Genomic DNA, 435 nt, shown 5'->3' on the forward strand with positions numbered 1-435 from the left:
CCATCATAGAGCGCTATCTCCCGTCTTCCTGGCGGCGAAAACAAACTTGAGGTCGGCAGCAACTACGTCTTCAGCAATCCGTCCTTCCAGCGCTGCGAGGATGGTTTCGCAAACACTCCTCGTGTTCTTCAGCCCATCGTAATTCCAGAATCGCAGCACGGAGAAACCTTGGCCTCGCATGAATTCATCGCGTCGCCTGTCATAACTGCTTTCAGCGTGCTGACTGCCGTCCAACTCCACGATCAGCTTTTGGTTTCGACAAGCAAAATCCGCGAAATACGGACCGATCGGCATCTGGCGCACGAACTTATGTCCACCCAGTCTCTTGGCTTTCAGTTCGTTCCAGAGGGTCGCCTCGGCTTGATTGTCGCCGTGGCGAAGCTCGCGCGCACGGGCGATCTTTTCAGGCGAGCGGCGGCTCGGCGCATCGGTAGT

Annotated in this window: 1 protein-coding gene; it reads right to left on the bottom strand. The window is 56.6% G+C overall.

What is annotated here, in order from left to right; all coding sequences use genetic code 11:
* Positions 1-3: 3 nt before the first annotated feature.
* Positions 4-435 (bottom strand): endonuclease domain-containing protein (locus JQK88_RS35750; RefSeq protein WP_210388457.1); only part of this gene is annotated, 432 nt, incomplete at its 5' end.

Origin of the sequence: Mesorhizobium caraganae (assembly GCF_016836705.1) — a bacterium.
GTDB classification, from domain to species: Bacteria; Pseudomonadota; Alphaproteobacteria; order Rhizobiales; family Rhizobiaceae; genus Mesorhizobium; species Mesorhizobium caraganae.